The organism is Microcystis sp. LE19-195.1E, assembly GCF_027532095.1.
GTDB classification, from domain to species: Bacteria; Cyanobacteriota; Cyanobacteriia; order Cyanobacteriales; family Microcystaceae; genus Microcystis; species Microcystis aeruginosa.
The window spans coordinates 1-1,788 of sequence record NZ_JAPZSZ010000069.1; the positions used below are offsets into that span (position 1 = coordinate 1).

The following is a 1,788-nucleotide window of genomic DNA, read 5'->3' on the forward strand; positions in this document are numbered from 1 at the left end:
TCTTGTTCGGGTGTGGGGTAAAATCGAAACGAATAGGCTTTTTCCATACCTCACATTTTAGCATATATTTCGTAAATGTGCTAATATTTAACAGTAAAGCCGTCGTAGAACGACGGGGTTTCAGACCCAAATTTTCGATGACGCTGTACCTGTTGCGCTTGTTCAACTTCCTCGTCCCGTTTGAGCAGAGGCACTCTGCCAATGTCTTGTAGGTATAAACGTACTAAATCGGTAGTTGTGCCGTTGCTGTAGCTTTTTTCGGGACTAGATACTAAATCATCTTCCAAATCACTGCCGAGAAAATCTTCATCCAGGTCGATCGAGTTTTCCTTCAGTTTTAAGATAGAAAAAGAGGGAGAGATAAATTCAGTTTCGAGCGTCGAGGGGTTAATTGCAGACATGATGGCTTCTCCACGGCGACTGTGATAGGAATTAGAAACTTCTAAATCGTTTTCCGTAGTCATAGCTTTCCCACTTGAGCGAGGAAATGATGCAGTCGGGAAAATTTTTTTCTCAAAAGTATTTATGATGGAGTAATTTCCCCTACAGCCCTATTCCTATCTATTCCTGATTTTCCAGATAATTACGGATTTGTTCTAGTTTAGCCAGGGCTTTTCCTGACTGTAAACATTGTTGTGCTTGCTGGAAACCGGTGGGGATATCCGGGGCAATTCCACAGCGCCAAAGATAAAAACCACCGTTAAAAATTGCCGCATCGGTTAATTCGTTATTTTCTCCGGCTAATAAACCCTTTAATTTAGCGGTGAGCATCTCTAAAGATTCGAGGGGATAATCCGAGGGACAGAAGCCATAATCGCGAGGATTTAGGAAAAATCGGTGAAAGGAAGGGGGATCGGTGGGATTTCCCAGACCGATAATCGCCGTCCGATTACAGGCTAAATCACAACTCCCCTCTAATCCTTTCACGGTGGTGAAGTGAGAGATATTTCTCAGAGCGAAAGTTTCGCGAAAACGATCTTCGGTGGGGGGATGAACAAAACCCGATATCTGATGAATATTACCCACAAAAGGCGACCAGATTAACTCTACCGTAGCCATGGGCGGACGTTTACCGATTTGCTCCCGATAGGTAACAAAATTCTCTACTAGGGGAAAATGGCGCGGAATATAGAAAAAAGTCAATCCTGTGGTGATTAAACAGTCTTTCACTGCTGCTAAGGATAATTGACTAAAATCTGCTCCTAATTGCTGCCAGATTTCCCTGAGGGAAATACCGTATTTAGTCGGCATTCGATCGCCCCCGTGCAGGACTACGGGAACCCCCGCCAACCCTAAGATTAAAGTAGTGATCGGAGTAACTGGGGCAGTGCGAGAGCGTCCATCGTAGGGATTGCCAAAAATAGTGATCGGATGCTGAAAAGAGGCTGATTCTAGGGTTATTTGCGGGCCAAGCTCGGCGTAGGCATCAAGCATTCCCGCTAACTCATCGCTGGTGGGGCGTTTAATGCGATGGGCAATCATGAAAGCACCGATTTGGGCCGGGGTTGCCTCTTGGGTTAACATCATCTTGGTGGCCATTGCCGCTTCGGGACGGGTTAAATTTTTGCCCGTATGGGTGCCACTACCGATCGCTTTTAATAATTCTCGAAAAGTATCACTCATCTCAAGGAAAAAAATAAAGAGTAAATAGGGTTTGCTGAATAAATCTAAAAACCTTGTTGGATAAGACTTTTAGACTTGTTTTCCCTCAAAAAGTGCCGACCTTTGGAGTGATTGGGGGGAAAATTCCGGGACTTTTTCCCTGAAAATTAGGTAATTGACCACCTG

General features: G+C 44.6%; 2 protein-coding genes and 1 pseudogene. All 3 read right to left on the reverse strand.

All coding sequences use genetic code 11. The features are described from left to right. Positions 1-47 (reverse strand): helix-turn-helix domain-containing protein (locus O9300_RS19420; protein ID WP_353737100.1); only part of this gene is annotated, 47 nt, incomplete at its 3' end. A gap of 90 nt (positions 48-137) precedes the next feature. Beyond that, a pseudogene (locus O9300_RS04355) lies at positions 138-401 on the reverse strand (sigma-70 factor domain-containing protein); the annotation flags it as partial. 160 nt (positions 402-561) lie between these two features. Continuing rightward, a complete protein-coding gene (locus O9300_RS04360; protein ID WP_287970266.1) occupies positions 562-1,623 on the reverse strand; it encodes an anthranilate phosphoribosyltransferase family protein in 1,062 nt (353 codons plus the stop codon). Positions 1,624-1,788 lie beyond the last annotated feature (165 nt).

Excerpts from the sequence above, each read along its gene's own strand:
- O9300_RS04360 (WP_287970266.1), bottom strand. The coding sequence starts at position 1,623 with ATGAGTGATACTTTTCGAGAATTATTAAAAGCGATCGGTAGTGGCACC.